The 26,747-nt window shown below is 57.3% G+C and carries 25 protein-coding genes and 1 pseudogene; 12 read left to right on the top strand and 14 right to left on the bottom strand.

Annotated features, from left to right (window positions below):
* The first annotated feature begins 254 nt into the window (after nt 1-254).
* Nucleotides 255-887 carry a tyrosine-type recombinase/integrase gene (locus tag ACR0M9_RS10220; RefSeq protein WP_480773505.1) on the top strand — a complete coding sequence of 211 codons (633 nt, stop codon included), beginning with the start codon at nt 255-257 and terminating at the stop codon, nt 885-887.
* Between the two features lie 128 nt (nt 888-1,015).
* Here the strand turns inward: ACR0M9_RS10220 and ACR0M9_RS10215 are convergent, their stop codons facing one another.
* Together ACR0M9_RS10215 and ACR0M9_RS10210 are read right to left on the bottom strand one after the other, a co-directional pair.
* Nucleotides 1,016-1,267 (bottom strand): DUF6552 family protein, encoded by a 252-nt coding sequence (locus ACR0M9_RS10215; protein WP_480508603.1) that lies wholly within the window; start codon nt 1,265-1,267, stop codon nt 1,016-1,018.
* A complete protein-coding gene (locus ACR0M9_RS10210) occupies nt 1,257-1,961 on the bottom strand; it encodes an SDR family oxidoreductase (RefSeq protein ID WP_480537491.1) in 705 nt (234 codons plus the stop codon). Before ACR0M9_RS10210 ends, ACR0M9_RS10215 begins: the two co-directional genes overlap by 11 nt.
* A 98-nt stretch (nt 1,962-2,059) precedes the next feature.
* On the opposite strand from ACR0M9_RS10210, the gene ACR0M9_RS10205 reads away from it, so the two are divergent.
* The gene (locus tag ACR0M9_RS10205; RefSeq protein WP_480537492.1) at nt 2,060-2,938 is read left to right on the top strand and encodes a LysR substrate-binding domain-containing protein; all 879 of its coding nucleotides are present in this window, start codon (nt 2,060-2,062) and stop codon (nt 2,936-2,938) included.
* A gap of 219 nt (nt 2,939-3,157) precedes the next feature.
* On the opposite strand, the gene ACR0M9_RS10200 is transcribed toward ACR0M9_RS10205, so the two are convergent.
* From ACR0M9_RS10200 to ACR0M9_RS10165, 8 genes are all read right to left on the bottom strand, one after another.
* A complete protein-coding gene (locus tag ACR0M9_RS10200; protein WP_480773504.1) occupies nt 3,158-4,195 on the bottom strand; it encodes a hypothetical protein in 1,038 nt (345 codons plus the stop codon).
* An 87-nt stretch (nt 4,196-4,282) separates the two neighbouring features.
* Nucleotides 4,283-6,118, bottom strand: coding sequence for a relaxase/mobilization nuclease domain-containing protein (locus tag ACR0M9_RS10195; protein ID WP_480773503.1), 1,836 nt, complete (start codon nt 6,116-6,118; stop codon nt 4,283-4,285).
* Nucleotides 6,115-6,489: a hypothetical protein gene (locus tag ACR0M9_RS10190; RefSeq protein WP_480773502.1), complete on the bottom strand. Its 375-nt coding sequence runs from the start codon at nt 6,487-6,489 to the stop codon at nt 6,115-6,117. Before ACR0M9_RS10190 ends, ACR0M9_RS10195 begins: the two co-directional genes overlap by 4 nt.
* Nucleotides 6,490-7,025: 536 nt before the next feature.
* Entirely contained in the window at nt 7,026-7,226 is a 201-nt protein-coding gene (locus ACR0M9_RS10185) for a hypothetical protein (protein WP_480773501.1), read from the bottom strand.
* 684 nt (nt 7,227-7,910) lie between these two features.
* Nucleotides 7,911-8,447: a hypothetical protein gene (locus ACR0M9_RS10180; RefSeq protein WP_170591526.1), complete on the bottom strand. Its 537-nt coding sequence runs from the start codon at nt 8,445-8,447 to the stop codon at nt 7,911-7,913.
* 177 nt (nt 8,448-8,624) lie between these two features.
* Nucleotides 8,625-10,490: a ParB/RepB/Spo0J family partition protein gene (locus tag ACR0M9_RS10175; protein ID WP_480773500.1), complete on the bottom strand. Its 1,866-nt coding sequence runs from the start codon at nt 10,488-10,490 to the stop codon at nt 8,625-8,627.
* A gap of 221 nt (nt 10,491-10,711) precedes the next feature.
* Nucleotides 10,712-11,116: a DUF3768 domain-containing protein gene (locus ACR0M9_RS10170; protein ID WP_480773499.1), complete on the bottom strand. Its 405-nt coding sequence runs from the start codon at nt 11,114-11,116 to the stop codon at nt 10,712-10,714.
* 526 nt (nt 11,117-11,642) lie between these two features.
* Nucleotides 11,643-11,894 carry a WGR domain-containing protein gene (locus tag ACR0M9_RS10165; protein ID WP_171722480.1) on the bottom strand — a complete coding sequence of 84 codons (252 nt, stop codon included), beginning with the start codon at nt 11,892-11,894 and terminating at the stop codon, nt 11,643-11,645.
* Nucleotides 11,895-12,199: 305 nt separating this feature from the next.
* Between ACR0M9_RS10165 and ACR0M9_RS10160 the strand changes: the two genes are divergently transcribed.
* Nucleotides 12,200-12,592 (top strand): GFA family protein, encoded by a 393-nt coding sequence (locus ACR0M9_RS10160; RefSeq protein WP_171722476.1) that lies wholly within the window; start codon nt 12,200-12,202, stop codon nt 12,590-12,592.
* A 102-nt stretch (nt 12,593-12,694) separates the two neighbouring features.
* The gene (locus ACR0M9_RS10155; RefSeq protein WP_171722475.1) at nt 12,695-12,997 is read left to right on the top strand and encodes an SH3 domain-containing protein; all 303 of its coding nucleotides are present in this window, start codon (nt 12,695-12,697) and stop codon (nt 12,995-12,997) included.
* A 265-nt stretch (nt 12,998-13,262) separates the two neighbouring features.
* Here the strand turns inward: ACR0M9_RS10155 and ACR0M9_RS10150 are convergent.
* The 3 genes and pseudogenes from ACR0M9_RS10150 to ACR0M9_RS10140 all read right to left on the bottom strand — a co-directional run bounded on the left by ACR0M9_RS10150 (nt 13,263) and on the right by ACR0M9_RS10140 (nt 16,447).
* Nucleotides 13,263-13,981: pseudogene (locus tag ACR0M9_RS10150) on the bottom strand (NYN domain-containing protein).
* Between the two features lie 433 nt (nt 13,982-14,414).
* Nucleotides 14,415-15,782, bottom strand: coding sequence for a sensor histidine kinase (locus tag ACR0M9_RS10145; protein WP_480773498.1), 1,368 nt, complete (start codon nt 15,780-15,782; stop codon nt 14,415-14,417).
* A complete protein-coding gene (locus ACR0M9_RS10140; protein ID WP_480505559.1) occupies nt 15,779-16,447 on the bottom strand; it encodes a response regulator transcription factor in 669 nt (222 codons plus the stop codon). Before ACR0M9_RS10140 ends, ACR0M9_RS10145 begins: the two co-directional genes overlap by 4 nt.
* 139 nt (nt 16,448-16,586) lie before the next feature.
* On the opposite strand from ACR0M9_RS10140, the gene ACR0M9_RS10135 reads away from it, so the two are divergent.
* The 5 genes from ACR0M9_RS10135 (at nt 16,587) to ACR0M9_RS10115 (ending at nt 22,143) form a co-directional block, all read left to right on the top strand.
* Complete coding sequence (locus ACR0M9_RS10135) at nt 16,587-17,675, top strand: tricarboxylate transporter (protein WP_480773497.1); 1,089 nt, start codon at nt 16,587-16,589, stop codon at nt 17,673-17,675.
* A gap of 74 nt (nt 17,676-17,749) precedes the next feature.
* Nucleotides 17,750-19,780: a tripartite tricarboxylate transporter permease gene (locus tag ACR0M9_RS10130; RefSeq protein WP_480773496.1), complete on the top strand. Its 2,031-nt coding sequence runs from the start codon at nt 17,750-17,752 to the stop codon at nt 19,778-19,780.
* Nucleotides 19,781-19,790: 10 nt separating this feature from the next.
* Nucleotides 19,791-20,879 carry a 4-oxalomesaconate tautomerase gene (locus tag ACR0M9_RS10125; RefSeq protein ID WP_480773495.1) on the top strand — a complete coding sequence of 363 codons (1,089 nt, stop codon included), beginning with the start codon at nt 19,791-19,793 and terminating at the stop codon, nt 20,877-20,879.
* A 50-nt stretch (nt 20,880-20,929) separates the two neighbouring features.
* Nucleotides 20,930-21,166, top strand: a complete 237-nt coding sequence (locus ACR0M9_RS10120; RefSeq protein WP_480773494.1) for a hypothetical protein — start codon at nt 20,930-20,932, stop codon at nt 21,164-21,166.
* Nucleotides 21,163-22,143 (top strand): D-2-hydroxyacid dehydrogenase family protein, encoded by a 981-nt coding sequence (locus tag ACR0M9_RS10115; RefSeq protein WP_480773493.1) that lies wholly within the window; start codon nt 21,163-21,165, stop codon nt 22,141-22,143. The genes ACR0M9_RS10120 and ACR0M9_RS10115 overlap by 4 nt, the downstream gene beginning before the upstream one ends.
* Here the strand turns inward: ACR0M9_RS10115 and ACR0M9_RS10110 are convergent.
* The gene (locus tag ACR0M9_RS10110) at nt 22,112-23,176 is read right to left on the bottom strand and encodes an AbrB family transcriptional regulator (RefSeq protein ID WP_480773492.1); all 1,065 of its coding nucleotides are present in this window, start codon (nt 23,174-23,176) and stop codon (nt 22,112-22,114) included. The genes ACR0M9_RS10115 and ACR0M9_RS10110 overlap by 32 nt on opposite strands.
* A 78-nt stretch (nt 23,177-23,254) precedes the next feature.
* Between ACR0M9_RS10110 and ACR0M9_RS10105 the strand changes: the two genes are divergently transcribed.
* The 3 genes from ACR0M9_RS10105 to tcuB are packed head-to-tail and all read left to right on the top strand — an operon-like array spanning nt 23,255 to nt 26,410.
* Nucleotides 23,255-23,935 (top strand): GntR family transcriptional regulator, encoded by a 681-nt coding sequence (locus tag ACR0M9_RS10105; protein ID WP_480773491.1) that lies wholly within the window; start codon nt 23,255-23,257, stop codon nt 23,933-23,935.
* A gap of 11 nt (nt 23,936-23,946) precedes the next feature.
* Entirely contained in the window at nt 23,947-25,341 is a 1,395-nt protein-coding gene (tcuA, locus tag ACR0M9_RS10100) for an FAD-dependent tricarballylate dehydrogenase TcuA (RefSeq protein ID WP_480773490.1), read from the top strand.
* Nucleotides 25,331-26,410: a tricarballylate utilization 4Fe-4S protein TcuB gene (tcuB, locus tag ACR0M9_RS10095; RefSeq protein ID WP_480773489.1), complete on the top strand. Its 1,080-nt coding sequence runs from the start codon at nt 25,331-25,333 to the stop codon at nt 26,408-26,410. Before tcuA ends, tcuB begins: the two co-directional genes overlap by 11 nt.
* Nucleotides 26,411-26,747 lie beyond the last annotated feature (337 nt).

Raw genomic sequence — 26,747 nt, 5'->3', positions numbered from 1 at the left:
CAGCCCATGATATCCAACGGTGCTGATTGCAGAAATGACCTTCAACAACAAACTGGATTGCTGATTGATCTGGACGGTGAGCAGACATTTATGGCGATTGCGGCATGAAACAGTATGGGCTCCGAACGGCCCAATGCATCCGCAGCGTTTCCCAAAGAACGCGCAACCGACAACGGCCATTCAAATCACAAGTAAATTGAGGCGTCAGCACGGTGCTGATGTCTGGGTTTGGCGGGAGGATTGGAGGGCGCACTATGCCAAGAGTCCAACTTCCTGCTGTCACCCCGAAACGAAGAGCCTGGAACAAGGGCCGGATCATCGGCCAGAAACGACCACTGTTGCCGAAACAGGTCTGGGCGATCCGCGCGCGGCTCGAACTGTCGGGCAACCTGCGCGATCTTGCGCTTTTCAACGTGGCTATCGACAGCAAACTGCGAGGATGCGATCTGGTGAAACTGGCGGTTGCTGATCTGGTCAAGGATGACCGCGTGCGGGAGCGAGTTTCTGTGATCCAGAGTAAAACCAAGCGGCCCGTTCAATTCGAACTGACGGGAAACACGCGCGAAACTGTCCTGGCTTGGGTCAAGTCGCCCGAGATGTTTGCGTGCCGGTGCATGTTCCCGAGTCGGTTCCATGACCGCCCGCACATCTCGACGCGCCAGTACGGTCGGCTCGTCCGCGACTGGGTGACGGCGATTGGTTTAGAACCGAGCGGGTACGGCACCCATTCGCTTCGCAGGACAAAGGCGGCAGAAATTTACCGAAAGACCGGCAATCTTCGCGCAGTTCAGCTGCTACTTGGTCACACCAAAGTGGACAGCACCGTGCGCTACCTTGGCGTTGAGCTGGAAGATGCGTTGAGCAACGCCGAGCAAATCGACATTTGAACCACGTTGGCGGGCGGCACTTGCCGTTCGCCAATCCGAACCGGACCTGCGTTCGCGCCGCAGCAGCGGTTCGGATCGAGCCCTCTTTGACCGATGCTGCAAGACGCACTAATGACCGCTCTTTTGTGTCAGCCGCTTGCCATACCTGCAATCATTGCGCCTAGCGCGACAAGGTGGACCAGCATGAGCGCCTTGTCATTCCATAGAGCGCCGACGGCGAACCAACCCACGACTCCGACAAGAAACAGGTAGAGGTTCCATGGTGTCCAGCCAAACCCGGTCGCGGTGTATCCCATGATCTGAACTGCGGATGCGCCCCACTTGACCGCGAAGACAAGGCGCTCGCGCGATGACGCGAGCGCCAAGGTATCAGACTGCACGTGTCAATCCTCCGTCGAGACGCAAGTTTTGTCCTGTCATGTAGCCACCATGATTCGAGGCGAGCCACGAAATGAGAGAAGACACCTCCGAAGCGAAACCGTAGCGCCCCATGGGAATACGCGCTTTGCGGTCATCGGTTTCGGGCAGACTGTCTATGAATCCCGGAAGGACGTTGTTCATGCGAATGTTCTCGGACGCATATTTATCCGAATAGAGTTTCGTGAATGCAGCAAGCCCGGCCCGGAAGACCCCCGACGTTGGGAAAAGAGGGTCAGGTTCAAATGCCGCAAAGGTTGAGATGTTGATGATCGCCCCGCCGCGCTGCGCCTGCATTGTGGGTGTGACAAGCCTTGTCGGACGGATCACGTTCATCAGGTAGACTTCCATCCCTTGATGCCAATCGTCGTCGCTGATTTCGAGAACCGGTCCTTTCGGTCCGTGGCCAGCAGAGTTCACCAAGACATCGATACGGCCCCAACGATCCTTCGCACCCTCGACCAGAGCGTTCAGCGCTTCTCCATCAAGGTTAGAGCCAGTCACGCCAAAGCCGCCGAGTTCTCCGCCGAGCGCCTCACCCTTGCCGGACGAGGACAGGATGCCGACTTTGAACCCATCTTCTGCCAATTTGCGGGCTGCATCCGCGCCCATGCCGCTGCCGCCAGCCGTGATCAAAGCTACTTTTTCTACTGTCATGTCGAGTATCCTTTCTTGATTGAACCATACATGGTTATTTTTTTGGTGAAATTCGATTCAGAATTGATGTTGCATGACAGTAGAATTACTATTGAAAAATGACCGAACTTCCCCCGCTCAACAGTTTGCGTGCGTTCGATGCAGCCGGTCGCCGCCTCAGCTTCCGCTCAGCCGCCGATGAATTGGGCGTTACGCAAGGGGCCGTTGCACAACAGGTACGCCAGCTCGAAGCGCATCTTGATGTGGTCTTGTTTGAAAGGGTGCCGAAAGGCTTGGCTTTTACGCCAGTCGGGCGCAGCTATCACAACCGCATTGCCGGAGTGTTCGTAGACCTTCGAGCCGCAACTGCCGAACTGAAACCAGAGCCGAATAAAGTTCTTATCAGTGTCACACCGACCTTTGCTGCGAAATGGCTGATCCCCAACCTACCGGACTTCACCGCAGCGCACCCGGATATCGATTTGCGGATTATGGCGACCGAAAGAGTTTCCAGCTTCCACAGCGACGGGATAGACCTTGCAGTGCGCCAGGGATCGCCGCCATTTGGCGCATCGCTGGACGTAACGCTCTTGTTCAAGCAGTCGCTAATCGCTGTCGCCGCGCCAAAGTTTGCGGCCAAAGGTGAGGCTCATCTTGACCCAGAAAACCTCGCCAACCAGCCGAAGGTCCATGATACCCATGACCTATGGCCCAGCTATCTTGCGCATTTAGGCGTACGGGACCAGTCTCCTCGTCACCTTCGTCTGAGCCAAACCTCCCTTGCGGTCGATGCAGCAATCGCCGGGCAAGGTTTGGCGTTGGTAAGCCGGTTTCTGGTGGCTAATGACCTTGAAGCCCGACGTTTGATCGAGGTTGGTGCAGCTTGGGACGCGAGCGGAAATGATTTCTATGTCCTCATGCCACGAACCGCCAAAACCAATGAATCGGTCGTCAATGTCGTGACATGGCTAACGGCGCGCTCAGCCGAAGATGCCTGACTACATTGGAACCATGAGCGGTCATTCAAATCATTGGGACGAATGGCAGTAAGGTCCGCTTCTTGCCTATTCAAACGTGGTGCAGCGAATGCCCGGAATGTCCAACGATAAGAGTCCGTCCCAATCGGAACAGACCCCACATTACTCCAACCCGGTGGTCTCGCTGTTCCCGGCAACACATTCACCAGCGCGAACAATCATCTATCATGTCTTCCGTCGTTAAAGGCTGTGAGCATCATCTTCATGGACGTGGGTGGCCTGTTCGCGGGTATGGGCAATCTCTTGCACCACGGCTGCAATCTTGCTGGATGAAACTTGGTGCAGCTCGCCGACAACGGCCTCGGCGCGCTCGTAACTGTCCGGAACACCTTGGCTGTTAAGATGTGCGGCAGCAGTGGAAATGTCCGCGTCTCGCCAAGTCGCCGTGGTGCCGACCGAAACGCTGTCATGATCGTTGTAGCGGGCCAGGAACTTGTTTCCATCGAGTCCGAAGCTGTTGGCGGTAGCAACAATGTCGTCACGCACTGCTAGCCATTTTTCGGCCTCGGACGGGTTCAGTTTGTCCAACTCGGCCGCATTCATGGATGTGGTGTAACTGTCGTCAGCAACAGTGTACGCCTGCAGGTCGGTGTCGTATGGCCGTAGCTCGGCAACATCGCCCTTCAGCTCTCCGATCTGCACGTCCATTGCAGCACGCAGATGCGGATCTTCGACCTCTCGTGCAAGAGCCTCCATGTTCTCGATGGAGTTCACAATGTCCTTGGTCTGCTGTTCGTAGTTCTCGAAACCGGCCTGCCCCAGAGCGGATTGCATATACAGAACATAGCGATCACCGGGCGACTGGTAGTCGTCGGAATCCTGAAAACCTTTGTCGCCGGACAGATCCGCAAGGGACGAATAGTAGGGGTGATACAGGTCGTATTCCTGAGCATCGTTCATGTGCTGAGAAACCAATGCCTGCATATCGTTCAGATCAACCGGCTCCCCCGACCGCTCCGCAGCCTCCAATTCGATTTTCAGTTCTTCAACCAGATCTTGTTGCGCCGTATGTTCGTCAACACGGCGGTTGGCCTGGTCCTCGATGTCGAAGCTGTTTGAAGCGATGGCGGCACGATCATAGCCCAACGCCTGCTGCTCTTTCTTGATGATGTCGATCTGCTCTGAAACGCGATCTTCACGCGGGGCCGATTGATCAAATTGGGAATAGGGTGCGAAGTGTTCGACTTCGTTCAAAAGATAGTCTGTACGCGAAACCATAGTTTTTCCTTTGCGAGTTGATGGATAACTCTTTGATGGTCCTGCAGATGGCGTTGGCGCGCTCATCAGGCAGACCGGGTGAAGTCCTTACAAGCTGTGTCCGTCATCGTCGCCGCGCCCTTGCAAGAGCGGGTGCGTTGCGTGGGCGTGAACGTCCGAGAGTTCTTCTGAGACTGCGATGATCCTGGAAGAAGCAAGCTGGTGCAGTTCGTCAACAACGGCCTCCGCGCGGTCGTGGCTGTCCGACAATCCCTGAGCCTGGAAGTGGGCTGCGGCGGTCGAAATGTCGTCGCTGCGCCATCCCATTGTAGTGCCCAAAGTGACGTTGTGATGATCGTCAAAACGAGCAACGAACGCCTCGCCATCGAGGCCGTAGCTGCTGGCCGTGTCGGTGACTTCCTTGCGGATCGCTGCCCACTGTTCGGCCTCTGGATAGTCGAGGGTATCCATTTCGGCGGTGCCCATTCCCATCATCGTTGAGTAGCGCCGGTCCTCGATGATGAAGGCTTGAAGGTCCGGATCGTTGGTACGCAGATCCGCAACGTCGCCCTTCAGTTCGCCAATCTGAATGTCCATAGCGACACGCAGATTTGGGTCGTCAACCTCACGGGCCAGCCCTTCCATCTTGTCGATGGATTGCAGCAATTCTTTGGTCTGAGTCTGGAAGTCCTCATAAGCCCCCTCGCCCAAGGTGTCCTGCATATAGACCTCGTACCGGCGTGCTGCCGGGGCATAATCTGCGGACGCCTGGAACTCCTTGTCATCGACAATATCAGCAAGGGCAGACAGATACGGATGGCTCTGTTCGTTGTCCCGAACGTCGCTGATATGGGCAACAACCTGAGCCTTCAGCTCGGGCGCGATTGTTTCCTCAGAACCGCCTAATTCGATGTGTCGCCGCAAGTTGCTCATGACCTCGGGGGACACATAAGACGGGCCTCCTGGCTCACCGTAATCATCAAAGTGATCAGCTTGATCCAGCAGATGTTCCATTTTCGATACCATAGGTTCCTCTCCTTCAACGAGCATGATGGCGTACTCTTCGATCCGGTCTTTGACGGCGTTGGCGCGCTCATCAAACAGATCCGACATTCTTGCGATGGATAGTGTCATCACATCGGCGGCCATGTCGCGGGCCGTAACTTCGACTTCCGGGGTGCTTTCAACAACCGACATTCCGGCCTGAACTTTCCACGTATCGGTCTCGACTTCCTGCCGCAAACCGCGCTCAAGGCGGGTCGTTGCGGTCAGCTCAATTCCGTATTCCTCAGCAACCTCGACCTGGATAGAGCGCTGGACGTCGATGTTCATTTCACTGCTCATACCCATAGCTAACCACTGCCCATGTTCGACGCCTCGGTTGTTCACAACGATGTGGACATGGGGGTTGTCAGTGTCGCTGTGGAACACTGTCAGGTAGTCCCAGGTATCGCCAAAATCACCGCTGCCAAATAGCCGATCAGCGAACTCCAAACCGGCCTCATGAGCGGCATCCGGATAGGTGCCTTCGGGAAAAGAAACGATCATGTGACGGGTGTAACCGTAGTTGGTTTTCCCGTTAAAATCCTCGGCCCAGGTCTCGACCAAATCACTGACCTGATCCGCATCAAGCGGGGTCACGCCGTTGTCGCGGATGTCTAACACACCCTCTGCCCTGACGGTCAGATAGTTGATCTGGCGGCGCAGCTCATGCGCGTTTTTCACCCCACCCTTGCGGACGTGCTTTACAACCGCCTCAGGCTTGCCAACCACAGCACCAAGCCGCGCCTTGATGGATGAGGCCCGCGAGATCATGAACTTCATGCGCTTGGCGGTCTGCAGCTGCTGAGTGATCTTCTTGGTACGATCGACACCTTTCTGAGCCTCGCGGAACGCAAGCTCCAGCAAGTCGCCTGCTGTCATATCACGGGCAGCGGCATTCATTCTTCAGGTCTCCAATCGTCGTCACGCAAGATCCGGCGAATGGCAGATTCCGGCTCTCGATTTTGGCGGGCCGCTGTGATCATCGCCTTCAAGTCCTGCCGGTGCTGGATGATCGCACGATGGAGATTTTCGACGTCACGCCGGTCGTCATCCGTCCAGATCACGCTGCCACGCTTGGCCGATTTTGCAAGCTGATTCAGGTTCGTGTATCCACCCTGAACTTGCCGCAGATGCTTCTGCCAGAGATCCACAACAGCGGGGTCAGGATCGAGATAACCGATCAGCCGATAGATCAGACGCTGGATGATCTGATTGCGGCTCTTGGCCCCGAGCGCAGACACAGACCCCTCCAAACGCTCCAGCGCATCCACTGGCAACCGCACAGAGAAAACGGTGGTTTCTTTGGTCCTGCTCTCGCTCAAAACCTGCTCACTCGATTATCAACTCTTGGTTGAGTCATTTTGTAACACAACTACCTTATCCTGTCATACTCTCCAAGAGGAAACCGGGGGTGGTTTTAGAAATCCGTATTTTCTCAAATCGCCCTCGGAACAGTTTTGCTCTTGGAGGCAATCTCCACGCCGGGAAAAGGGTCCCGCCCCTTTTCCAACCAACAGGCGTGGGTGCCGGTGGACTGGCGCAGGGCAATCACGCGAAGCGTGAGCTGCCCGAACAGCGCCCGTCACATACCGGCACGTTCAAGTTCAGTATGGCATTTTCGCGCGCCTCAGCGTGCTCTGTTTCCCGCCGCTTGCGCGGCGGGTGTGGCAGGGGTGCGAACTGCCGCGTTGCGGCCGGACGGTGCCCCTGCCAGGCCGTTGGTCCGCGCGCCACGTGTGGCGCATGTGTGGTCCGGCTCTTTGGCCGGAGCAAAGAAAAGGGCGGCTTGCGCCGCCCTGCCCTCGTGTCATTCGGTGACGGGCTCGTCATCGACCCGCTTCGGGAAGGCCACCATCTCGACGCCGGGGAACATGCTGTGCCGGACCTGGATTGAGGTGATGTTGCCGGTCTCATCGGTATTGACGAAGAGAACCCCGCAATGGTCCCAGAAAGTCTTGCCTTCTTTTTCGCCGGTCTTGACGTTCAGTTTCAGAGTTTGAGTTGCCATTGTTTGATCCTCGCTGTGGCGTGTTTCGATGAACATGGGAAAAGCGGGCATCAAGGGGATGTCAGCAGGGAATTTGGTCCGCGCGGAATGCGCCGCAGGCGCAGGGGAAATTCCTTGTTGAAGCGCGGTGCCCGGGCCAGGCACCGCGCGTCTTCCCCAACTGCCCGCTTATGTTCATCCCTTCAGAAACACCGCAGCCGAGGATCATCTTCGGCAACGGTTTTGAAACTGTCAGGCCAAGTGAAAAGGCAAGACTTTCTGGGATCGCTGCGCACGGGTCATCCGAACAAAGCGATTTGGTTTATGGCGGCAACATCACCTCGGTCCGACACATGCGCGGTGCTCAGTTCCGGGTGCGTGTGGCCTTTCTGGGTCAGAATAACCCTCGTGGCGCAGGAGGGAGGATCACCGGTGGCAAAAGCCGCCCTTTCCATCTGGCGGAGGCCAAAGAGCCGGACGGTCCGGCCCTGGGCCGCGCTTGCGCGGATCAGGTCATCAGCCGGACTCAATTTGGCGGGGTAGGTTTCGTCGCAACATCTCAACGCCTCGCGGAATCTATCTACCACGCGCCTGGCGGCAGAATCTGCGCATGGGAAAAAACGCGCGATGCCGCCCCAAGAAAGAGGCCCACCGAAGCGGGCCACAAGTCTAACCAAAGGAAAGTCTCGGGGTATCGAATACAGGCTAGCGCTTGCGCGCGCGATCGACAACACCATCGGCTGTGATCGTGGCAATGCGATCCTCGGTGCGCCGGGTCATTTCCACGCCGTCACCCGTCATATGCGCCTCGGCAAACTCGGTGAACTTGAAGATGCTGCCATCGGCTTCGACATGGGTTTCATCTTCCGCCGAGCGGCGCTTCACCGATCCGTCATGGCGGATTTCAATGATCGTGTTGTCGGCCATGCGGACCGTCACGGAATGCTCATCCACCGCCACGCCTTGCCACCACATATCCGCGTCCCGGCGCACAACAATGCGGTTTGGATGCAGCTTAATCTGCACATCCTGTGCGGCTTCCGGATCAGCGGCTTTCACCACAACAATCGCTTCCTGTGCGCTGGGGTCACCATGGATTGACGCGCTCCCGTTTTTGGGCGGCCAGAGCTTAGGCTGTTCGCGCGGCTTGCCTTTCTGATCCGTATGAAACCCGACAAACATCTGCGCGGATTTCCAAACGCGGCGGGCGGCTTTCTCGAGCTTGTTCGATGAGGTATCCATGGGTCTTACCAAATCCGTTCTGATCAAGTGATCGCTTTTGAGAATGAGCCGGGTGACCGACCTCTGATAGCTATGCGCGACGGGGTGTTTGCGCAATGCCACTTTGAGTTTTCATCATTGAGGCTGGCACAGCCAGAGATTGATAGGCAGGGCGCAACGCGCCCTGCCCCGTTAGGTTCAAATGCAATCCGGCACCCACACATCGATCCGGGCTTTCTGTGCCTCGGTCACGCCTAGTGCATCCTGATGTTCTTTGTCGTTGAAGAGCTTGTGCAGCGCCTCGTTCTTTGCGCCTTTCTTGGATTTCGCGAAAGCCTTGAACGTGTCGGTATCGACATTCAGGTCGAGCAGGTCTTTGTAGAGATCATCCAGCTGCCAGCCTTTCAGGCGTTTAAAGCAGTTCTCAGCCGTCGGGGTCCAGATCGCGCGCATGTCTGCGCCAATCTCAGCCTCGATCTCCGCCATGAACTCCGGGCGTTGAGTCAGAAACCGCCGCGCCAGAAAGGCTGTGATCTCTCCATTACGGGTTTTCTTGCCCAGACCGCGAAACGCTTTGAACGCCTCCTCGCTGCCTTGTGCGGCCATCTCCTGAAATTGGTCATAGGCTGCCTCTGCCGCTTCGTCCCGCTCCCCGCCAAGGCGCGGGTCGAGGATGAACTGATCATCAATCTCAGGCGCATTCCGCTCGGCGCCACCATAGCCAAACCCAAACAGGTTGCTGGTCAGACCGGAGGCCGGGGTTGCGGAGAAGGCAAACAGGCTCAGCACATAATCAGGTTTGTCCAGCAAAGCCGTTTGAATTGCCGCCAGACGGATGGCCACCATGTCATCAATGAACTTCTGCGAATAGGCCGGTTTTGGTGCCTCCTTGGTCTTTGTCTCTTTGACCGGGGCCAGAACGCCGACCTCAATGGCGGCTTGAACATGTTCCGCCGCGACATAGGCCGATGATGTTTTGATCTCGCCGTTGTTGCCGACATAGACAAACACACCGGACAGTTTGCGCTGATCGTCGGAATAGAAGGGTGCTGCATAGTCCTCGAGCGCGACCAGCTCCTTTTCACCATCCGCGTCCAGAGCCTCTGCCTCATAGAGTTCGACAAGTTCGTCATACCGCTCGGCCTGTTCTTTGGTGAACTCCCGGCTCACCATCTCCAGACGGTGCATGCCTTCGATGCCCGAAAACCCATACGGAATGTAGCTGTCTTCATGGGTGTCCACCCAGTCCCAGCCTTCTGCTTCGCGTAGCTTTGCTGCTTCTGCCGCCAGTTTCTCAGCAAACAGATGATCCAGTAGCGCGCCTTGATTGAACAGGGTTTCATCAGCGAAGAGATCAGCGGTGACCGTGCCGCCTGCTTCAACATAAGCCTCCTGCCCGACAAACATGGCCTTGCGGTTGGTGCTGCGGACAGCCTCCGATGTCAGGGCCTGTTTGACATCATACTCACTGAACCATCGGCATTCCTGGGCCTGTTCCAGCACCTCCAGAATTTTCTCTTCTTCGGTGCTGACGGTCATGGCCTTGGCCAGCCCCATGCTGATCTCACCCGCCTTGAGCGCATCCAGAACGGCGGCGGGCAGACCCGCCAGCGCAAGACGGCGGCGCACATGGGCTTCGGTCACGCCAAACGCATTGCTGATCTTAGCAACAGACAGGGATTTCCCGGCCATCTTGCCATAGGCACGGACCTCGTCTACCGGGTCCAGTTCCTCACGGGCGGTGTTTTCCGCATTGGCCCATTGTTCGGCCACGAAGGGATTGTCGGTCACCTTCACTGGAACCTGTGCCAGATCAGCACGCTCGGTCACGGCGATCTTCAAGGCCCGCAGGCGGCGGCCACCGGCAACGATGGCAACTTTGCCGTCCGCATCACGCAGACCGCTGAGGTTCTGGATCAGGCCGCACATAACCAGACTGTCGGCTAAGAGGGCGATGCCTTCCTCAGCAACCTCCTGACGTGGGTTCAGATCAGACAGGTAGAGATCGGAGAGCGAGATGGTTTCGATGGTTTCCGGTGCGATGAATGTTTCAACTTTGCTCATGGGGCAAATCCTTGTTTGAGTGTGTCGCTTCGTGTTAAGGGTGCCCTACCCCTTCCGGGGTAGAGCGGGGCCGCTTAGGCGGCTGCGTGTTGTTTCAAGAAGGCGAGGCCGATCTTGGCGGAGAGACCTCCCTTCTTGACCAGCTCGACGGCTTCGCGCCGTCGTTGCTGCAAGGTTTCCTGACTTATTTTCATCACCCCCTTTCTGAGCTGCGTTGGAAATCAGTATTCGCTGGGGCACATGATGGTCAGGACGCGACGCGTCACTGACGTGTCAAACGGGCGGTCGGAGCCGTATCTGTAATCCGCGTCATACAGATCGATTTTCCAGAACAGCTTTTGACCGCTGACTGTCACCGTTCCGAACGTGTGATCGCCATAAGGGTCATTGCCTTCATCAAACTGGTCATCCGACGCCACTGCAGCCAAAGCCGCAGTCTGAAACTCCACCCCTTCGCCGGACACGCCGGGCGTGACAAACACCTGACCCTGAATGCCTTTGGAGTGCATCTCAATTGCTGCCGTCGGATCGATCAGGGATTTCCGAAACAGATCATTCTGGACCGCAATCTCTGCCGCCTGAAGGCTGGTATCGTTCTCGATGTCATTTGTTGCTTCACTGTTCAAAACCGTCTCTCCTATGTCATGCGATCTTCGGGGCTGATCCCCTTTTGGTGCTGGTTTTGAGCCAAGCCCTGAAAGGGCGTCGTCTCTAAAACCTGCCTCGTGGCGAACGCGGAGGGGGGCGAGACAGGACAAATCGACAAGAGTGGTGCGGCCCGCAGCGCCGCGCGCGAGGACACGGTCTTGTCTATTTGTCTTGTCCGAGGGGGGAGGCTGCGCCTTCCCCCTGACGTCGGGGGGCGTTTGGCTTGTCCAAATCCCGCCTGACCCACCAAAAAAAGCCAAAGGATCTTCGATCCTGCGGAGGCGCAAAAGGGATCGTCACCCGAATGGGCAGATCACCACGGCATGGAGCGACCATGACCCAAAGCCCCTGCCCCGGCTCACACGAGACGGGTCAGGGACTATTGCGTCAGGGAGATCATGCCGGGGTGTTCTGGGTGGAAGCCGGCATGCCGGCTGAAACCTAGAGCCCGCTCACGAGCCGACAGGCTCGGGATTTGCTATGGAAACAGATTGCAACCCGAAGTTACTCACCGACCGGAACATAGCCTCGGCGGCGCTTTTGCTTTTCGATTTTTTGGAGTGCATCAGTGGCCTGGGCTTCGCCTTCGTAAGTCACCATCATGGCTTGCCCATTTGTGCCTATACGTCCCCAGGTGCGAAGGACGGACACTTCGCCAAACAGCGTCGGCTGCAATTCTATTCCGTAAAACCGCGCCATGTTGACGTCTGGATCCACATGGATCAGGTGGACAGGTGTGGTAGCTGTCAGCTCCATGATACGATTGTCGGTCAATTCAGACCGTCTGTCCAATGACTTTGCAAGATCCATTCGTCGGAATGGATTCTGATCCTCAATGGAACGGACCTACATTTACTGAGCGGACAGCCGCACAGTTTTCTCTCTTTAATGACCGTTCTCACGCAGAAGAGAATTTTTCACGGCCGGAAACTGCCGCATTTAGTCAGATGATGAAATTCCGCGTGAGATAGCCAGAAGCAATGTGGAAATGTTGCCGCCTCAGATTAGGGCGCATACGATGTTCACTACTCTTCCCAGTGGACATAGAGGGATGAACGAACATGGCGCAATCATTGGAAGGTGGGTGCTTCTGTGGTGAAGTGCGCTACCGGATCACCGGTGAAGCGGTACTGCAACTCATGTGTTTTTGCAGAGATTGCCTATCGATGACCGGTACAGATGGCTACGCCGGGTACATGATAAAGTCAGAAAATCTACAGCTACTGAAGGGCAAACCACGGACCTTTGAGAAGACCTCAAAGGAAGGCCGACCTGTTATCAAGCATTTCTGCGGTACCTGCGGGTCAGGCTTGTGGGGTGTGACAGCCTTCGGATTGACGAGCATTGCAGCTGGGACACTGGATGAACCAAACAACTTCAGCCCATCGAAAAAGGTTTTTGCGAAAGATGCCCCCAACTGGGCCAGAGTTCCCCACCACTTGGAAGATATGTAGGGGTTTAGGCTTTGGTATCACGTACATTTCTTTCTGCGAGTTGTTCCTTCTGGTGACCCGAATTGCTACGATTGTAGTTGAGGCAACAAGCAGGACATCAAGATGCGCAATGCAATCTTCTCACCCTTAGCGGCTTTGCTCCTAGGGGTCGTCACGGGCGTTGAGCCGGCTGCGGCGGCGTCACTGGGACCATATGAGGTTTTTGGAGTCGAAGACGGTGACATGCTAAAAATGCGCAGCGGACCTGGAACAGGGTTCAATGTGATCGTTGGTCTTCCAAATGGAACCGCACTACGAGTTCACAGCTGCGAGCAGACCGGTGGCACACGTTGGTGCCGCGTTTCATTGGAGCGTGCTCGTAGACTAAAGGGGTATGTCTCTTGGGCATACTTGCGGAAAATCTAATACGACGATGATCAGCGATGCCATCTTACTGTAATAATAGAATGCTGGCAGAAAAGGCCGCAGTGAAGCTTTCTTGTTGCCGGTGATGGGATCAAGCGGGAAACCACGATCGTGTTTCCGGCCCTTTGCTGCCCTTGACTGTCCAGCTCCGATGCTGCAGCCGCATCCCGCATTCCGGACGTTCTCTGCAACTGCGAAGTTTCGGGCGATTCGAACTCACGTTGCAGACAAAACGGTCAGTCAGGTTGAAGGTAAGTGGATATTCTCAGGACTTTGCCCTTGGCTGGACGTAACGAACGAAGAGGCTGTTGCCCTGTCTCTTCGTTTCGAAGCCTTTGATCGCAGCTACGAGATCGCTCAGTTTTCCCTTTCCGTAGGTCCGAGCATCAAAATCTGGATGTGCAGCGACTACTGACTGGCCAAGTTGCCCAAGGTGAAACCACTCGTCATCTTGTTGGATACGTGCCATAGCATCCAAGAGTAACTTTGCCGCTTTTTGGGGCTGCTCCTTTGCAGAAGCTAGTTTCTTGGCTTCGCCTTCGTCTGCTACAAGGTTTTCAATAAAAATGAACCGGTTGCACACGTTCCGAAGTGGCTCCGGAGTTTTTTCTCTCCGATGCCAATCACCATTAAGCCATCCTCTCTGAGACGATTGGCTAAACTGGTGAAATCACTGTCGGAAGAAACCAAGACAAACCCGTCGAACCGACCTCCATGTAGGATGTCCATCGCATCTATCACAAGACCAATATCGGATGCGTTCTTACCCGACGTATTGGCGGTCTGCTGGTGTGCAACAAGACCCAGCGATAAGATTACCTCGGACCAACCTTTCAACCGACTACTGGTCCAATCGCCATAAACTCGTCTAAGCGCGGGTTCGCCTATTGAAGCGACCTCCTTGAGAATTGCTTCCGCAAATTTGGCTGGTACGTTGTCGGCATCAATCAGCGTCGCCAATAACGGTTGAGCACGTTCGGTCATCTGGTTGGCACCATGATTTGTCTACTCTTGTCTTAACTTGTCGCTACTTATCGAACTGCCGACACGAAAACCAGAACACTCACAAAAACAGAGACCTGGAGTTTACTTAGCGGTCAGCGATAGGCTCGCATCTGCCCTTCTCTGCGACAAGCCCGAATTGGTACTATGAGCCCCAACCGGACCTTAACTGCACTTTGAGTTTTTGCTCGCGCAGAAGGCTCTAAACCACGCAAACCGGACCTTCCCACGCGCTTCTCAGATGGCAGGGCAGCGGGACCAAGCGCCATTTCGCTGCAAAAGGCTTCAAAGTCCGGTGAAGACGTATCAAGACCACCGTGCCCGGCACCTGGGGTGGAAACCGGTCATTCGCTGTAATCGAAAAACTCTCTTTGATTGTGACAGGTTTCGGGTTCCGAGCAGAAATTGAAACAAACTACAGGGCTATGGGAAGCTCGAGCGTGACGCTTGCTCCTTTTTCGGCTTGGTTGATTGCGGCCACTCCTCCGTGGCGCTTCGCGACAGCTGAGACAATCGACAACCCTAAACCGCTACCTTCGGAATATTCCAGCTGCGAAAATCGACTGAAAACGGCTTCGCTTTGTTCGGGTGAAAGGCCGGTTCCGTCATCGGATACGGTAAGCTTTATGTTCTCGCCATCAGAACGCAGCGCGACTGAAATTTGGCTCAACTTAGTCCCACCGTGCTTAACTGCGTTGTCCAGCAGGTTTTTGATGGCCTCAGTTAAAAAAACCTGATCTCCTGAAACCGGAATTGTCGAGTCCGGCATCGTAACATCAAACTCGATCCCTTTTGCGAGGATCTGTACACCCATGTCAGCGCAGGCTTCTTCCACAACCGCACGGAAATCAATCTTGTCCATCTGATCCTGATGCGTAGGTTGCCGCAACCGCTCCAACGATAATAGCTGCTCGGCCACCGTGGCGGAGTTTTTCGCTGCCGACACAAGCTCGATAATCCGTTTGTCCTTGTCCTCATCCGATTTTGCGTCCCGCAACGCCTCGGCCATGGACTGGACCGCTGCCGCCGGATTTCGCAGCTGATGCGCGGCTTCTGAGATAAACACCTGATGGGCGTTGATGCTGTGCTCGACCTGTCCAAACAGCCTGTTCAAGGTCTGAACAATGCCATGAACCTCGACCGGGACCGGGCGTTTGATTTCGCTCAGGTCGTCAGGTGAGCGTAGGTCGATCGCATCCTGCAAATCCAGCAAGGGCCGCAGCCCTCGCGCGACGCCGAACCACACGACAACAGCAAGGGTGGCCAGCAGGATACCCATCAGGATCGCGGCGCGGATCGACAGTTCGTTGGCAAAGGCGTTGCGATCCGCAACGCGTTGCCAAGCTGTTACTGTCGCATCGCCCACAAGGTTATCAAGTGTGACGCGCTCGGTCATTTTCAGTACGCGCACCGGCTCATCCCGATAGATCGCCTCGAAAAACCTCGGCTGGTACGCGTCTTGCTCAGACGGGTTTGCAGCGGCCGGAGGGTATGCATACCCTGTGACGTAGATGCCACCGGGTCCGGTCACGTGATAAAAAATCTCTCCGCCCGATGCGTCGCGGATCAAGCTGCGCGTGGTGGGCGACAGGGCATCGCCTTCTGACACCGCCACATCGCGAGAAATGGCCAGACCGGCGGACAATAGGCTGTCGTCAAAAAGCTCCTGTGCCGTTTGTTGAGCAACCGTGTAGCGCCAGTATCCAAGCAGGATTGCGAGCAGCACCAATGGCGTCAGGATCAGAATGAAAAGCCTGAGCCTGAGTGAGCCGTGCCGGATCACTTCTGCACCTCTAGCAGATATCCAAGGCCACGGGCGGTCTTGATCCGGATGCCAAGGTTCTGAAGGCGTTTTCGCAGTCGTGACACATGCGGCTCGACGGCCGAATCGTCGACATCGGCTCCCACGCCGTAGACGTAGTCGATCAACTGACTTTTGGGGACGATCCTGCCGCGACGTTCCAGCAGGCATTCAAGCACAGCCATTTCCCGACGCGGCACATCGAGAACTTGGCCCTTTGCGCTCACCTGCCGGGCGGTGCGGTCGAATTCCAGGTCTCCGATCGTTTCGCGCGCACCGTAATCCAGTTGTTTGCGGCGGGACAGGGCACGGATGCGGGCCTCGAGTTCATCCATCTCGAAGGGTTTCACTAAGTAATCGTCGGCGCCCATATCCAGACCCGAAACGCGGTCGCTGGTCTCGGTGCGCGCGGTCAGCAGGATGACGGGCGCGCTGTCACCCCGGTTGCGAAGGGACCGCAAAATCTCAAGCCCAGACCGACCCGGCAGGTTGATGTCCAGAACGATCAGATCTGCGCCTTCTTGCTCCAGATACAAATCGGCCGCGCCGCCATCTGTCAGCACGTCAGCGGCATGGCCCCGATCCCGCAGGCGATAGGCAATGGCGTTGGCAAGGGTCTCATTATCCTCGACAATGACGATCCGCATCAGGTCTCCCGCAAGTTTCGCGCAAGGTTGGCGCCCCATGATTGCCAGATGGGAGGGGGAATCAACCCCGCAGTTCTAATTGCAATCACGGTGGCGCGGAGGGCGCCGACGTGGTTGTCTGGTCAACAGGGAGGAACCAATGGCCATTTCCAACTTCACTCGTCGTGCCGTCGTGGGGCTGATCGCCGCTGCCGGATTCGCTGCACCTGCCGCTGCCGAGGTCGATTTCTCGGGCAAGACCATCGAATGGGTCATTCCGTTCTCGGAAACGGGCGGGTCGGCTAAATGGGCCAACTTCTTCGCGCCACTATTATCCGAGGCATTGCCCGGTCAGCCGACTGTGGTGGTCAAGTTCATGCCGGGCGCGGGATCAACCAAAGGCGCGAACTGGTTTCAGGAAAAAAGCCATGATGACGGTACCCTTTTGTTTGGCACGTCCGGGTCTACTCAGTTCCCGTATCTGCTGAGCGATCCCCGCGTACGCTATGAATACAACGATTGGATTCCGGTAATGGCATCTGGAACGGGTGGTGTTGCGTATCTGAACGCCGAGGACGGAACCAAGTTTGACGGCTCTGCCAATGCGCTGAAGGACACCAATTTCATCTACGGCTCGCAGGGTGCAACCCGTTTGGACCTTGTGCCTCTGCTGGCCTGGCAGATGTTGGGTATGAATGTGGAACCGGTATTTGGGATCAAAGGCCGCGGGGATGGTCGGCTGATGTTTGAACGTGGTGAAGCCAATATAGATTACCAGACGTCCTCGGGCTATCTGGGTGGTTCGGTCCCGCTGGTCGAAGCCGGTCAGGCCGTTCCCATGATGACTTGGGGCGCATTGGATGCTGATGGCAATATCGTTCGTGACCCGACCTTCCCGGACATTCCGACTTTCAAGGAGGTCTGCGAGGCCACCGATGGCTGCGAAACCAGTGGTGAGGCATGGGACGCATGGAAAGCCTTCTTCGTGGCAGGTTTCCCGGTTCAAAAGCTGGCCTTCCTGCCCGGTGACACGCCGCAAGACGTCGTCGACGCCTATACCGCAGCGTTTCAAGCAGTGACCGAGCGGGGTGATTTTGCTGATATCTCCTCGAAGCACGTCGGCAAGTATCCGGTGTTCGTCGGCGACGGCTCGAAATCTGCTCTGCAGACGGCGACCAATGTGGATGACAATGCCAAGCAATACGTCCTGAACTGGCTGAAAGAGGCCTACGGCGTCGAGCTGAACTAAGCTGACACGTCGTCGCGCCCAACGAAGGGCGCGCGTTTCTCTACATACAAAACAGTTTATGAAAGGCGGCCGCTATGGAGGTTTTCGCCACCGCTCTACCTGCGCTTGGTGACGCGTGGGGTTTGATCCTGCAACCCATCGTTCTGGGGTATCTCATTCTCGGCGTCGTCATGGGGCTGGCTGTGGGCGTCTTTCCGGGGCTTGGCGGTATTGCCGGTCTGTCCCTGCTGTTGCCTTTCATGTTCGGAATGGACCCGATCCTTGGTCTGGCGCTGATGATCGGGATGGTCGCGGTGGTGCCGACCTCGGACACGTTTGCGTCCGTCTTGATGGGCATCCCCGGCAGTTCTGCTTCGCAGGCCACCGTGCTGGACGGCTTTCCGATGGCGAAAAAGGGCGAGGCTGCACGGGCCTTGTCAGCAGCCTTTTCCTCGTCCCTATTCGGAGGGCTCGTCGGCGCGACCTTCCTGACCATGTTCATACTTATCGCGCGACCCATCGTTCTGGCCTTCGGCCTGCCCGAGATGTTGATGATCACAATTCTCGGCCTGTCGATGGTCGCCATTTTGGCCGGGCGGATCCCGCTGAAAGGAGTCGCCGCCGCCGGTCTGGGCCTGATGGTCGGCACGATTGGTGAGGCGGATGCAGGCGGTTCGCTGCGCATGGCAACTTACGACATTCCTTATCTGACGGACGGTTTGAAGCTGGTCATCGTTGGCCTGGGTATCTTTGCGGTGCCCGAGATCGTATCGCTGCTGCGTCAAGATCGGTCGATTGCCAAGGGGGCCTCACTGGGCGCCGGTTGGCTGGACGGCGTCAAAGACTGGTTCGCAAATATATGGCTGTCGGTGCGTTGTTCGATCATTGGCGTGATTGTTGGAGTCATTCCCGGCCTCGGCGGCTCGGTTGTCGACTGGATCGCCTACGGTCACTCGGTGCAATCGACCAAGGACAAGAGCAATTTCGGCAAAGGCGAAGTGCGCGGCGTCATCGGCCCGGAAAGCTCGAACAACGCCAAAGAGGGTGGAGGGCTGGTGCCAACTCTGCTGTTTGGCATCCCTGGTTCAGGCTCGATGGCGATCTTCATCGGCGCGGTGGCTTTGCTGGGGTCAGGCGATATCGAGGTCGGTCCGAGCATGCTCAAGGACAATCTCGACATCACCTATTCGATCGTCTGGCTGCTGGCGTTGGCCAACGTCGTCGGGACCATCCTGTGCATCGCGGCATCGGGCGGGATCGCCAAGCTGACCACGATCCGCTTCACCTATCTGGCGCCGTTCCTGTTCATGTTGATCAGCTTTGCGGCGTTCCAATCCGGCCAAAACTTCGAAGACTTGCTGGCCCTGTTCGTGATCGGCCTGATCGGCATCTTTTTACGCCGTTTCGACTGGTCGCGCCCGGCCTTCCTGATCGGTTTCGTTCTGTCGAACCCGGTTGAGAAGTTCACCAATCAGGCGTTCCAGATCGCCTCATTCCGGTTCCGCAAAAGCTTTGGCGAGGGGATGGAATATGTCTTCAGCCCTATCGTCATCGTGCTGATCGTGGTCACGGTTGTTTCGGTCATTCTGGGTATCCGGCAGGCCAAGATGATCATGGCCGAGGGTGATGTTCAGGCCGGTACCAAACGCGCGCCGCTTATCTTTCTGCTGGTGATCATGGCCTATCTGATCGTCGCATTGGTCAACGCCAACATGATCCCCGACTACAATATGACCGACAAGATCATCCCGCTGGTTATCGGCAGCGTCTCGCTATTCTGTTGCGTGGTCCTTCTGATCCAGATGATGCGACGTCCCGAAGGCGACGTGATCTTTTCCGACAAGGAAATCGCCGGTGAAGACGCCAGCGCACCCCACGGTCTGTGGTCCACTCTGGCGTGGTTCGCCAGTATGATCGCGGCCACGTGGGTGGTGGGCTTCATCCTCGCCCTGATAGGGTTCCTGATCGCCTTTCTCCGTATCCGCGCCGGGTCCAGCTGGCAGATGACTCTGATCCTGACCGCCTGCGGCATCGGGTTCATGTGCCTGATGGCGGGCGCTCTGAACCGCGATTTCCCGCCAGGCCTGTTGCAGGACATGGTCAGCCTGCCCTGGCCGTTGAAGTGAGGGGTTCAAAATGACTCAAACCGCAATCCCTTATATCTTGATGCGTGGCGGCACGTCGAAAGGCCCGTATTTCCGCCGCTCGGATTTGCCTGAGGATCTGGACGCGCTGGCCGAGGTGCTGATCGCCGCTCTTGGGTCCGGGCAGTCGCTGAACATCGACGGCATCGGCGGCGGCGCGGCGGTGACCACAAAGGTCGCGATGCTGTCGGTCAGCGAGGATGACTGGGCCGATATCGACTATTTCTTTGCGCAGGTCTCGGTCGAGGACAAGCTGGTCGATTTCAAACCGACTTGCGGCAACATCCTGTCCGGGGTTGCCCCTGCTGCCATCGAGATGGGCTTGTTCAAACCGCAGGGTGATGAAACTGAAGTTCGCATTCGGGCCGTCAACACTGGGGCTCGGGTCGTGGCCAAGGTGAATACACCCGGGGGCGAATTGACCTATGAGGGTGATGCGGAGATCGCCGGCGTTCCCGGTCATTCAGCGCCGGTGCAGTTGAGTTTCATGGGCGTGGTGGGCTCGGCCACCGGAGCGTTCCTGCCTACGGGCAACCTGCGCGATGCAGTTCAGGGCGTCGAACTGACCTTCATGGATGTCGCTATGCCGATGGCTATCGCCCGCGCCACAGACTTCGGATTGACGGGCTATGAGAGCGCCAAGGAACTTGACGCAAACCGCGCGTTCTTTGACCGGATGGAGGCCGTTAGGATCGAAGCAGGGCAGCGGATGGGTATGGGGGATGTGTCCAAATCGGTCACCCCTAAGTTCGGCCTTGTTGCTCCGGCCAGAGAGGGCGGAACGCTCGCAGTGCGGTATTTCATGCCGTGGAAAACCCACCCGACCATGGCGGTCACCGGCGCGCAATGCATGGCGTCTTGCGCTTTGACTCCCGGAACCGTCGCCGACGGTTTGCTGGATCGCCCCACGAACAGCCCGGCTGAAGTCGTTCTGGAACACGCCTCGGGCAATATCGACGTGTTGGTGGATTTTTCCACCACCGACGGGTTCACAGTGAACGCGGCGGGTTTGGTGCGGACCGCGCGCAAGTTGGCGGACGGGCATGTTTATGTGCCTGAGTCTGTTTGGAACAGGAGTTGATCAAGTGCAACCCAAATAGTATACTATTGTATACATAATGGGAGGACACGATGGACAACTACTCGGAATGCCTCGATATCGCGCGTCAGGAACTCATGTTGGCGCAGTCGGCCCTACGGCGGGACATCGCGGTCTATCCGACACCGATTGCTGGCTGCGATGAGCAGTTCAACCATCTGCTGGATCAAAGCGAACGGGTCCGCAATGCACTTGCCGCTCTCGACACATGTCATTTTGTGCCGACGCCAAGAAAACTGAACACCGAGCAGGGTATAGAAAGCCGATGAAGGTCCACATTCTTGATGACTGGTTTGACACGCTGCGTGGCCTGCCTTGCTTTGAGAGACTCACGGGTCATGAGGTGTCGGTATGGACGGATCATGTCGAAGACACTGACACTCTGGCCGAGAGATTGCAGGAAGCAGAGGTGCTGGTGCTGTTCCGCGAACGTACCAAAGTCACTCGCTCCTTGCTGGGGAAGTTACCGAACCTGAAACTGATCAGCCAGCGCAGCGTTTATCCTCATGTCGATGTCGAAGCCTGTACAGATCACCGCGTGTTGTTGTGTTCGAACATGCATGGTGGAACGCCGTCTTATGCTGCAGCTGAACTTACTTGGGCGTTAATCATGGTCGGGATGCGGGATTTGCCCGCACAAATGGCCTCGGTCAAAGCAGGGCACTGGCAGGCGGGCGTGGGCAAGACGCTGCGGGGGCGTCAGTTGGGGCTCTATGGCTATGGCCGCATTGCTCGCGCCATTGCAAGTTATGCCGAGGCCTTTGGGATGAATGTGGTCTGGTGGTCATCCGTAGAAGGCCGGGCGCGTGCGCAGGCCGATGGCGCGCAGGTCGCGCCCAGCCGTGAAGCGTTCTTTGGCAGCAGCGATGTTGTCTCGGTCCATGTGCGCTTGAAACCGGATACGCGCGGGATCATCACCGCATCGGATTTCGCACAGATGCAGCCGGAGGCACTGTTTGTGAACACCTCGCGAGCCGGGCTGATCGCACCTGGTGCTTTGCTTGAGGCGCTGAACGTCGGTCGCCCCGGCAAAGCGGCGATTGATGTGTTCGATTCCGAGCCACTGATTGATCCGACCGACCCGCTTTTGTCACATCCCAACCTGATCGCGACCCCACATATCGGCTTTGTGACTGAAGACGAGTTCGACCTGCAATTCGCGGATATTTTCGATCAGGTGAACGCCTATGCCGAAGGCGCTCCGATCAACATGATCAACCCCGAGGTTTGGACCAACGCAGAATAAGATTTGCGGCGATGGGCGCACCGATGATCACCAGCACGATCCTTGTCAGATGGTGGGTGATCACAAAGCCCAAATCCGCGCCCGAGACGATGGCCAGCACCGTCATCTCTGCCTGCCCACCGGGCGCGAAGGCCAGAAACGCCTCGACAGGTTGGCCCAGTCCCAAGGTGGTGACAACGGCGGTGAAAGCGGCTGCCAGGACGGCAAGGACAATGACATAGGCGAAGCCCGCTGCCACTACCCGGCGTAGTTCGACCCATGTGACACCTACGAATTTCACACCAATTCCGCAGCCAATGAAAAACTGCGCTGCAAGTATGGCCTCGCGAGGCGGTCGGGTATGAATGAAGTCGCCCAGTGACAAGGCGGCCGTAAGGATCATTGGCCCCAGGATTGACGCCCCGAACAGGCCGATCCGCTCCCCGCCTTTCCAGCCGATAATGGCGGACAGAACCATCAGCGCCAATTCATGTATTGGCAGGTTGTGCGCGGGCTCGCCAATCGGATTGGTGAGTTGGGCATCATAGAGCACGGTGAGGAACAAGGGGGCCAACGTCACGATGATCAGCACGCGCGTACCGTGGATCAAGGACAAGGTACGCGGATTGGCCCCCGCCTCAGTGCCAAAGATGATCATGTCTTGCAAACCGCCCGGCATGGCTGCGTAGAAAGCCGTTGTGGAGTCAAAGCCCCAGAATTTGCGAAAGAATGGCACACCTACCAGCGCGATTAGCAGGATGAAGAACGGGATCAGCGCAATTGACGCGGCCATTTTTGGCAATTCAGCAAACAGAGCCGGCGTAATCGATGCCCCTACCGCCACGCCCAGTATAGTGCGGGCGGCAACCGAGACCTTTCCAAAGCCTTCCATCGGTGCGTGCGCAAGAGCTGCAATCAAACATGCGCTCATTGGCCCGAACAGAAAAGGTAGCGGCAGGTTTAGCGCCCAAAATACCCCAGTGCCCGACACCGCCAGGCCGAGCGTGACGGCCCGTTTCGTCAGAAGAGAGGGGGTATCGGTTTGGCTGTGCAAGGTAAGCGTTCCAGCTTCGTTGACTTATAATGTATCCATGTGTATACAACTGGACGCAAGATGACAAGAGAGCCTGCGATGACCCTTCAGGACGACCCGTTACAACCTGGCCCACAAGGCAATTCTGCGTATCAGCGCCTGCTGTGCGAGATTCGCGAGGGCACTCTTTTGCCCGGCGACCGGCTGCGCGAGATTGAGCTCTCGGAACGGTTGGGCGTCAGCCGTACCCCGGTGCGCGAGGCGATAAGGCAGTTGGAAGCCGACGGGCTGGTCACACATGTGCCACGGCAAGGTGCCACCGTGCGCAGTCTGGATTACGCCGAGGTCATGGAACTCTATGAGATGCGCGCCGTGCTTGAAGGGACAGCGGCCCGTCTGGCAGCCCGCGCGGCGTCTGATGTCGAACTGGACGAGCTTGAAGTTCTGAACGACCGGCTGGCCGAGGCGGGTACTGGCCCCGATGCGGCCCAAATCAACAAGATCTTTCACGAAACACTTCTGGATGCGGCCAAGAACCGATTTCTGGCAAAATCCATGTTGTCCTTGCAAAAGGCGCTGTTGATCCTGGGTCCCTCGCAATTGCTGGATAGCGACCGCGCCGAGGCCGCAGTGGCCGAGCATCGGCGCATCATGGCGGCTTTGAAAGCCCGCGATGGCGCAGCGGCCGAGACAGAGATGCGCGCGCATATTCAGGCTGCGCAGCGGATGCGCATCCGCGCGTTGCAGGACCGCGACCGCTCAATCGACGAAAGCCAGTAGGTAGACAGGATATGGCCACCCCAAAGGAAGCTTACAATATCGCTGTGATCGGTGGCGGCAATGCGGCTCTCTGCGCTGCGATGACTGCAGCCGAGGCAGGCGCCCGTGTTCTGATCCTTGAAACGGCGCCAAAACCTTATCGCGGCGGAAACTCACGCCATACGCGCAATTTTCGCTGCATGCATTCGGGCCCGTTGGGTCCGCTCGTCGAGGCGTATAGCGAAGACGAATACCTCTCGGATCTGCTGAAAGTCACCGGTGGAAAAACCGATGAACATCTTGCCCGGTTGGCGATCCGCACGTCGGAAGAATGCCTTCCCTGGATGCAAGAACACGGGGTCCGGTTTCAGCCGTCGCTTTCCGGCACATTGTCATTGGCACAGACCAATGCGTTTTTCATGGGGGGCGGCAAATCTCTGGTGAATGCCTATTACCGCACGGCGGCAGGTTTGGGTGTAGATGTGCTGTACGAAGCCGCCGTCACGCATTTGGAACTGAATGGTGATCGGATCGAGTGGGTCGACTATAGCTATGAAGGCCAGTCTCATCGCATCGCGCCCAAGGCGGTCATCGTTGCCTCCGGCGGCTTTCAGGCCGACACGGATTGGCTCACCCGAGCCTGGGGTGAACCTGCCAAGAACTTCCTGATCCGGGGAACGCCTTACAACCGAGGCGTTGTCCTGTCTGATCTACTGGACCAAGGAGTAGGAAGCGTTGGCGACCCGACCCAATGCCACGCCGTTGCCATCGACGGGCGCGCGCCGAAATTCGACGGCGGCATCGTCACCCGTCTGGACTGCGTTCCGTTTTCCGTCGTCGTGAACAAACATGCTGAGCGGTTCTATGACGAGGGCGAAGACGTCTGGCCCAAACGCTACGCGATCTGGGGCCGTTTGGTGGCGGCGCAGCCGGATCAGGTGGGATATGCCATCATCGACGCCAAATCGCTGAACCTGTTCATGCCATCCGTGTTCCCTCCGCTAAAGGCGGACACGTTGGACGAATTGGCCGGGATGATGGACCTGCCCGCGGAGAAACTGAAAGCAACCGTCAGCGCATTCAACGCCGCCTGCGGTGACACCAGCGGGTTTCATCCGACCGAACTGGACGGGGTGGCGACCTCGGGCCTGATCCCGCCCAAGACCAACTGGGCGCGCCCAATTACCGAACCGCCGTTTTACGGCTACTCGATGCGGACCGGCGTGACCTTTACCTATCTTGGGTTGAAGGTTGACGAGACAGCCCAGTGCTCGACCCCAAGCGGCAAGATCAAAAACCTTTGGGCGGCCGGGGAAACGATGGCCGGGTCCATCCTTGGGCAAGGCTATCTGGCGGGCTTTGGCATGACCATCGGAACTGTCTTTGGACGCATCGCAGGACGAGAGGCCGCCGCTTATGCAAACTGATCTTATTCAGGAAGCCCGCCGCCAGGCCGAGATCTGCAACGCCTGCCGCTATTGCGAGGGTTATTGCTCGGTCTTCCCGTCGCTGCACGCAGAGCGCGCGTTCTCGGATGGGGACATCACGCAATTGGCCAACCTGTGCCACAACTGCCGGGGCTGTTACTACGCCTGTCAGTACACCGCCCCGCACGCGTTTGACCTGAACCTGCCCAAGGCGCTGGCTGAAGTGCGGCGAGACAGTTGGGAAAGCTTCGCCTGGCCGCAGCCGCTGGCACGCCGGTTCCACACCCATGGCGGAGCCATCGCCCTGGCGTTGGTGGTCGGATTTGCCCTGTTGTTCTGGGCGACCCGCGCCATCGGTTCCAGTGGAGGCGAAGGGTTTTATGCCGTCCTGTCCCACAACGCGATGGTCGCGATCTTTGCGCCTGCATTCCTGCTTCCTCTGTTCAGTATCGCCTTCAGCCTGAGGCGCTATTGGGCAGAGGTTGGTGGCAAACCGATCCAGATGTCTGATCTGACGGTTGCGCTCAAACGCGCGGGCAAGATGCAGGATCTGGCCGCAGGCCATGGCGAGGGTTGTAACTTTGAGGACGAAGACCGGTTCAGTCAGGGCCGACGTCACATCCACCACGCTGTTATGTATGGTTTTCTGCTGTGCTTTGCGTCGACCTCGGTGGCGACGATCATGCACTATGTCTTCGGAATGTACGCGACTTACGGGTTCTGGTCGTTGCCGAAACTGTTCGGGATTTCCGGGGGGCTTCTGCTGACGGTGGGGTGCGGTGCGATGGCGCTGCTCAAGCTAAAGTCAGACCGAGACCTCGGCGATCCGTCGGCCTGGGGCGGGGATATCGGCTTCATCCTGTTGCTCGGGTTTGTGGGGCTCAGCGGGCTGGTTCTTTACGCCCTCGGTTCAACACCTCTGATGCCCGCACTGCTGGCCATCCACCTCGGATCGGTCCTGACCTTCTTCCTGCTGACGCCCTACACAAAAATGGCACACGGCTTCTATCGGCTTGCGGCGCTGGTCCGAGACGCACAACGAAAAAGAGATGCGTCCATGGTCCGTTAACAGCCCGTCGCGTCTGAGTGAGCAGAAAGAACATGCAATAGGATCAAATATGATTGTGAAGAACTCTGCGTTGCGGCACTTCGAGTGGCGGTCAACGTCCGGAATGGGCCGTCCATTGTAGGACCAACGGCAGCGACGCACGCTTCGCACGTATTTGGGCCGACCGCAGCAATTTGCACTCTGGGCTCTTCGCGGTCATTGGGTCAGTTGCAGCATTCTACCCATCGAGAACCACAAACCCAAACAGGGACGGCCCTTTGCGGCCCTTCTCCCCGCTTGCAGTCTCCGCAGTGCGGCGTCGCCGGACCTGCCATTCGCTGCGGCCGCACATTCTCAA

The sequence above is a fragment of the Ruegeria sp. CH2 genome (genome assembly GCF_056537065.1).
Note: the sequence above shows the minus strand (reverse complement) of the source record. Positions and strands in the feature narration are given on the sequence as shown.